At 33.1% G+C, this 7,131-nt stretch carries 9 protein-coding genes; all 9 read left to right on the top strand.

Annotated elements, in window-relative coordinates:
* Window positions 1-215: 215 nt before the first annotated feature.
* The 9 genes from BSO02S_RS25745 to BSO02S_RS25700 all read left to right on the top strand — a co-directional run bounded on the left by BSO02S_RS25745 (window position 216) and on the right by BSO02S_RS25700 (window position 6,993).
* Window positions 216-707, top strand: coding sequence for a GNAT family N-acetyltransferase (locus BSO02S_RS25745; RefSeq protein WP_066074845.1), 492 nt, complete (start codon window positions 216-218; stop codon window positions 705-707).
* Window positions 708-1,289: 582 nt separating this feature from the next.
* Complete coding sequence (locus BSO02S_RS25740; protein ID WP_066074843.1) at window positions 1,290-1,529, top strand: hypothetical protein; 240 nt, start codon at window positions 1,290-1,292, stop codon at window positions 1,527-1,529.
* A 154-nt stretch (window positions 1,530-1,683) separates the two neighbouring features.
* Entirely contained in the window at window positions 1,684-2,073 is a 390-nt protein-coding gene (locus BSO02S_RS25735; RefSeq protein WP_066074841.1) for a hypothetical protein, read from the top strand.
* 509 nt (window positions 2,074-2,582) lie between these two features.
* A complete protein-coding gene (locus BSO02S_RS25730) occupies window positions 2,583-2,837 on the top strand; it encodes a DUF7660 family protein (RefSeq protein WP_066074839.1) in 255 nt (84 codons plus the stop codon).
* Between the two features lie 171 nt (window positions 2,838-3,008).
* Window positions 3,009-3,497: a hypothetical protein gene (locus tag BSO02S_RS25725; RefSeq protein WP_066074836.1), complete on the top strand. Its 489-nt coding sequence runs from the start codon at window positions 3,009-3,011 to the stop codon at window positions 3,495-3,497.
* A gap of 208 nt (window positions 3,498-3,705) precedes the next feature.
* Entirely contained in the window at window positions 3,706-4,287 is a 582-nt protein-coding gene (locus BSO02S_RS25720) for a hypothetical protein (protein ID WP_096190850.1), read from the top strand.
* Between the two features lie 692 nt (window positions 4,288-4,979).
* Window positions 4,980-5,288 carry an immunity protein TriTu family protein gene (locus BSO02S_RS25710; protein WP_066074831.1) on the top strand — a complete coding sequence of 103 codons (309 nt, stop codon included), beginning with the start codon at window positions 4,980-4,982 and terminating at the stop codon, window positions 5,286-5,288.
* 197 nt (window positions 5,289-5,485) lie between these two features.
* Window positions 5,486-6,037: a sigma-70 family RNA polymerase sigma factor gene (locus tag BSO02S_RS25705; RefSeq protein WP_066074828.1), complete on the top strand. Its 552-nt coding sequence runs from the start codon at window positions 5,486-5,488 to the stop codon at window positions 6,035-6,037.
* Window positions 6,034-6,993, top strand: coding sequence for a DUF4179 domain-containing protein (locus tag BSO02S_RS25700; protein WP_066074826.1), 960 nt, complete (start codon window positions 6,034-6,036; stop codon window positions 6,991-6,993). The genes BSO02S_RS25705 and BSO02S_RS25700 overlap by 4 nt, the downstream gene beginning before the upstream one ends.
* The last annotated feature ends 138 nt before the right edge of the window (window positions 6,994-7,131 follow it).

Here is a 7,131-nt window from a genome sequence, read left to right as displayed (position 1 = left end):
GGAAGATTGGATTTTTATATTTTGCAGAATATTATTCACTTTTTTAAACATCCTTCTTAAACAAACGGGTGCAATAGTTATAAATGATGATCGCTGCGGCGGTCATTTTTTCTTGTTGAACTAAAGGGCAGGTTAGTGAAACAACGAAATTCAAAGAGGTTTATTGTAGTACAATGAAAACAGTTAGTAAAAATAATATTTTGGCGGTGTAATTTATGAACAACAGTCCGATTGTGAAAGAATACTCTTATGAGAATCAAGCTCAAGTTGTAGATTTAATTCTTCAAATTCAACAACAGGAATACAATATATCGATAACAAAGGATGACCAGCCCGATTTGTTTAACATAGAAGAGTATTATCAGACGGGTAATGGTAACTTTTGGGTTGCTCTTTTTGATAAAAATGTAGTTGGTACAATCAGTCTTTTAGATATAGGGAATAATCAAGTTGCATTAAGGAAGATGTTTGTAAATAAAGAGTATCGAGGAGCAACATATAAAACTGCAAGTCTTTTATTAGATACTGCAATTAAATGGGCAAAAGAACGTTCAATTAAAGCAGTATTTCTTGGAACTACTCCGCAATTTTTAGCGGCTCATAGATTTTATGAAAAAAATGGATTTATAAGTATAGGTCTTGATGATTTGCCTGAGAATTTTCCAGTGTTACAGGTTGATAAAAAGTTCTATAAGTATTCGCTTTAATAGAATTCAAACGAAAATTAGTTCTTCAACTCCCATGAAAATTAAAAAAGCTCAAAATCCAGAAAAAACTAGAACAAAATAGACTCAGTAAAAACGCTTTTTAAAAAAAGGCTGAGCCTTATGAGTGATCTGATTGAGTTTGGTAATCCGTTAAACAAAAACCTCCAATCATAGCAAATTAAGTAGAGGCTAGCGCGACGACCAAAAAAGGATTAATCTCCCATGAGTGCTACCCATAAAGGGCGCGACAGTCGGTGGTACACCGTGGTCGTCGGAGTCAGACTAACGGATGGGCTCAAAGGCACCATAGTTCAACGACCTTCTTCGCCAGCCATTAAACATTATTGACCCCGAACCCCATTTTCATTCTCTGTGGTGCAGCTCTGCTGCATGGATGGCTAACGGGTGCTTTTGTTTTGGATGATGTGATCGCTGCGGCGGTCATTTTTTTCTTGTTGGACTAAAGGGCAGTTTAGTTCAATAAGAATTCACAACAAAATTAAACCGTAAAGGAAAGTTGATATGTTAAAATTTAGTAAAAAATAGAAATCGATTTTAATTATTACATAAGGGGAGATACGATTGAAATTAAAATACAGGGGTTTAATTGGTGGTTTTTTTGGTGCTATCGTGGCTTTTGCAATGCTTATGGTTAGTAAGTTTTCCACAAATTATTTCATTGACCATACAAACATAAACATTAATCCAAAGAATATTTCGTTACTGACTTTATTGTTTATGTCCCATATCGCTCTTGGGGCTATCTTTATTTCTGGGGTAGTATTAATTAGAAAACACTTTCTGAAAAATCGTGATAATTAATGGTACCATCCTTTAGAAGATTTTTTCTTATTCCACTAAGGGTGCTTTACTGGAACAACGATATTGCCCATTTCTTCTTCAAGTAACGAAGCAGGTTAGTGAAAGAAGAAAATATCAGTTATGATGTAAATATTAATATAAAAGAGGTGGTGCTATGCAGTTAAGTTCAATACCCCAAACAGGCATAAGACAGGTTTCTAAATGTTTTAGATTATTATATCCGTTGGAAGACCAACTAAATAGTTACATACAGCAATATGTTCAACCTTCTAATAAGATTAGCACCATACAAGTATTTTTTGATACTGATATTAATGATGATAATTATGTCAAACTACTGAGTCTTAGGGACAAGATTTTACAAGTTGAAACGTCATTAATTTGGGGAGAATTCTCAAAGTTAGATAGGATAGAACAAGAACTTGTCTTTATTAGAAAGTTACATAAAGTAGTAATTGAAGTAGCTAAAAAGTATAATTTTGATAATAATCAAATAGAATTAGCTTTTTCAAATTTATTAGACAAGAAAACACAAGAAAAGTAAGATTCTTCTTCAACTCCCATGAAAATAAAAACTGAAAAAGGGCATGAAAAAATAGACCCAGAAAAACCAGTTTTTAAAAAAAGGCTGAGCCTCTTGAAGGATCGTATATAAGATTGGCTGGTAAAACGACTTGTGAAACCTTTCTACTTAAAATGAAATCAGTTAAAGCTGGCGCAACAACCAGAAAAAGGATTAATCTCCCATGAGTGCTACCCCTAAAGGGTGCGACAGTCGGTGGTACACCGTGGTCGTTGGAGTCAGACTAACGGATGGGCTCAAAGGCACCATAGTTCAAAGACCTTCTTCGCCAGTCATTAAAACATTATCGACATATAGACCAATTTTCATTCTCTGTGGTGAAGCGCTGATTTTTGCGCTTCATGGATGGTTAACGGGTAGCTTTACTTCAATAAGGAGTAAAGTCTTTTTCTTATTCAAGTAACGCGGCAGATTGAAGAAGGAAATCCCATCGTTTTGTTGAAATTAATTATAAAAAAGGTGGTTTATAGATGGAATTATATGAAAGGTTAGAATCTGTTAAAAGTCGAGAAGACTTAATCAAATTCATTTTCCATTTAAGAATGGATTTAAAAACTAATAGCGATGAATGGGGGAATATTACACTTGAAAATTATTTAGAAGCAATGGAAGCGTGGATTACAGATATGGATGGAGTATATTTAAATCAAAATCAGCCAATGCCAAAACAACCATCTTGGAAGACTATTGCTGACATACTTTATGCTTCAAGTATGTATGAATGATATTCAACTAACGGGTGCGATTCTTCAATCAGGATCGCTTTTTCCTTCTTCAAGTAACGTAAGCAGTTTAGTTGAAGAAGAAAGAACGCCCTAGTGGACATTTAACTATTGCGAATGCAATAAAAAATAACATTTAGGCAACCCTAATCTAAAAAAACTGGGGTGAATGCTATGAAGAAAGTAATGTTAATATTAGTTGTTGTATTTTTCTTTATTGTTGGAAATGCATCTGCTTCTAATATCATGAAGACAGAAGAACCTCAAATTATGCCAGTAGGAAAAGAAGTAGAAGTGAAGGACCAAGCTGCAAAGATGTTTATATATGACACAATGCAGGTATGGATGCGACACAGCTTAGTGGATTATTATCACAACAAATATCATGCAGACTCAATAGAATGGGGAGAACTTAAACCAGAAGGAATTCGTGTTTGGATTAGCCAGGTCGTTGCTGCAAGTGAAAACGACAGAATATACACCCATCTTATAAAAATCTCTTTACAACATAATGAATTGATTATTAATGATAAGAAAAAATTGAAAACAGAAGATACATTTTCTTATGTGGTAAACGCAGACTTACTTTCACTTTGTCCAGAATCAGGAAAATCGGAGAAAGAATTAAAAATACTTCGCTTTCATCATAAAGTGCGACCATAACTGGTTGCACTTTTATTTATTAAAGTTATAGACAAAAGATAAAGATTAATACGAACATATTGAGTAGTAAATGGCACTTTGTTCAGCGAATGGGCTATGTTGGAATAACAGGCAAACCTTTTTCTAATTGAAGTAACTGGCAGGTTAGTTGAAGAATAAGTGTAAATTTTAACCAAAATAAAGTAAAATATAAATAAGGGGGGAGTTTATGAGATTTTTTATTGGTATCTCTATAATTTTATTACTATTAGCTGGATGTTCAAGTAAACCATCTTTAGAACTCGTTAGCTCAACAGTTGACATTATGGATGATACTGGGGAAATAGGTATCACTTCGGGTGAGAAACAAGGTGAATTTATAAAACCCATCTCACTAAGTTATGACTTTATAATAAAGAATACTGGTAAGAAAACCCTTGGTGGAGCTGAGAAACCCAATGGTGAAACTTATGAATTTGACGACGGGATAAAATTAGCTATTGAACCTAATGAAAAATTAACTTCAGTTATCAAAGAGATAGTGGGGATTAATATTTATAATGAAGAAGGTAGAAATGAAGCACGTTTAGGATTTGGAAAAACTGGTACTCCTGTTCTTGATCCTAATCAAGAAGGAAAATATTCTCTTGATTTTGATTTAGGTGCATCAGAAGAAAATCCAGAATTAAGGATTGCTCCACCTAAAGAGCAATTAGATAAGTTAGTTAAAAACGCTATGGAAGCAACATTAGTTATTTATATCGAGGAAGAAGAAGTAGGACGTTTCGATCTTAGCAATTCGAATAAATAGGACGGAGTCTTTTTTTAAACAAAGGGATCGTCACTTTGAAGGTCCCTTTTTATTACAAGTAAACATAATCTCCAAATTTTTACCCCTCGCACCAGCTTGTGAAAGAATTTACTTAAAGTAACGGGTGCTTTTCTTCAATAAGTGTAAGCCATCTTTAGCAGCAATGATCTTCAATAATCGGGCAAAAAAGGAATAAGTGCCTGTTTTATTGAATTAATACAGTAAATGTATTTCATTTAATAAAAATCGTCTAACGTCCTTAAGGAGGAGAATATATATGTCAAAGTATTATAAAGGAAAGTATTTGATTTTAAAAGTGATTGGAACTTTAATTGTATTATCCTCCCTATTACTAACACAGTATGGGTTAATTTCCAATAAGCTAAATACAATCTTTTTTATTGTTACTCTTATTACATTTTTTGTTATAGATCACAATATTAGAAAAAATGAACATATTAACTGATAACCGTCTAAAATAACTTTTTTTGTTTATCAATACCAGCTTATATTTTGAAAATAATGTTCAAGAATTGGGCGCGTTTCTGGTGATATGAAATGTGCTCTTCTTAATGAAGTTGGACAGATTGTGAAGAAATGTACTTAAGCTAAAAGGCAGGTTAGCGGGAGAAGGAGAATTAATTTATCAAGTGGAATATACAGTAGTAATGGGTTTTAGGGGTGATATAACAATGGATGAACTATTTTATAGGTGGTTTAATGACCACAAGGAAAAGCTGCAAAAAATGGGGATTCAAACTGACTTAATATCAAAATCGATTCAATCTTGTAATCCAAATCCAAGTATTTTTGTAGACCATCTAACTAGTACAAGGGGTGGAAGAGTAACTGTTTGGAAATCAGGCTTTATTGATATGGAAATCTTGGACATTCAATCTGTTGAACTTATCTTTTTTAAACATTTAGATTTAACAGTTGAATATTCAGATATTGAAAATTTATTGGATGAATATATCGAAAAATTGATTAGCCAATCTTAAAATTCTTTATTGTGCTAACGGGGGCAAGAGTTAAAGAGAAGGATCGCCGCAGCGGTCTTTTTTTCTTGTTCCACTTACGGACTTTTTTGATAAAATATTTTATGTCCATCGACAATATTTTTAAGTGTTTTTTTGAGTTTATTCGTATTATATGATGTAACCGTTTATTAATAGAATACAGGTGGGGGGATGCTAACTTGGATGATGAGATTTTATTAAAAGGGTTAAAAGCTCATGAGATAGACGATTATTCATTAATCATGAGCAAATATAATAAACTTTTATGGGTTATCATTGGTGGGATTTTGAATGAGGTTGGTACACCACAGGATATTGAAGAATGTATCTGTGATGTTTATATCAAGCTATGGGAGAGACCAAAATCATTTAATCCGAAAAAAGGAACTTTGAAAACTTTCTTAGCTACCATTGCAAGAAATAAAGCCTTAGATAAATACCGACAATTGACAAAAATGAAAACGGTTGAACTGAACGATACCAATCATGTCTCCAATGATGATTTGCTAGACTATGTTTTAAACAAAGAAACATCTGAACAACTTTATATAGCCATTAAATCATTTGATGAACCTGATAAAGAAATTATGATACGTCGCTATTTTCTTGCAGAAAAACCCACTGCAATCGCAAAAAAAATTTCCATCAATGTAAAGGAAGTTGAAAATAGGCTTTACCGTGGGAAATTAAAACTAAAAAGGATGCTCGCCGAACAGGGAGGTACGTTTTGAAAACAAACCGATTGATTTCAGATTTGAATGAAACCCAAATCGATGAACTACTTAAATATGCTCCTTCATATTCAGAGGGAAACGATAAAAATATTATGAATCGTTTTATAGAGAAAACATCTGGGATAAAAAAGAAACATACTAAAAAGAAACCACTAATTGTTGGGGCAATGGCAGCTAGTTTACTATTTTCCGCAGGGTTAGGTTATGCAAATTCAGATAAATTGACTACCATTTATCATGGGATTTTTGGTGAAGGGGGAACGTCATATATTAGTCAATATGGTACTGTTTTGAATAGCGAAGTTGAACATGATGGAATTCAACTGAGATTAGTATCGGTTATTCACAATCCCTCTGATCATGTAATGGTATTCTTCACGTTAACAGATAAAACAGAAGACCGATTAAGTAAAACGACAAAACTGCACGCAAATTATGGATGGGATAATCTTGACTATGATCCTGCCACTAAAACAATTACTTATTTGGCGAATATAATTGGAGAGCAAAATCAAACAATGACCTTCTCAATTCACTCTATCACTACTGACAATGGAAAAAAATACAATGGAAATTGGTCGGTCAAGTTTAAAGTTCCTGCACAAGTAAAAAATCTTGAGATAGTTGCTAATAATAACTTCTCTTTACACAATGGAGCTCATGTAAAATTTGATAAAGTAAGTTTGGACCCACTAGGACTAGAAATAAATTTCCACACTTTATCTTCCACCGAAAGCATTAATCGAGATTCATGGGAAGACTGGGATAGCTGGAGAAACAATACATTTGTGACTTATAAAGATGGTTCAACTTTAAATTTATATGCTTACATGGCAAACAATAATAGGGTAGTATTTTCAACTGGACCAAGAGCAAATAGGAAAGTTATTGACCTCAAAAATGTAGCATTTATTACAATTGAGAATCAGAAAATACCCGTATCAAACAAATGATTTATCAAATTCACAAAAGGCACTATTTATACTTTTAATTCAAAACCACAAAACTCAGTTTGTGAAAGAATGTACTTAAGCTAACGGGTGCTTTACTTCAAGTAAGGGTAAAGCCTTTTTCTTATTCAAGTAACTGGG

Source organism: Neobacillus soli NBRC 102451 (assembly GCF_001591665.1).
GTDB classification, from domain to species: Bacteria; Bacillota; Bacilli; order Bacillales; family Cytobacillaceae; genus Neobacillus; species Neobacillus soli.
This window is presented reverse-complemented; position numbering and strand designations above follow the sequence as displayed.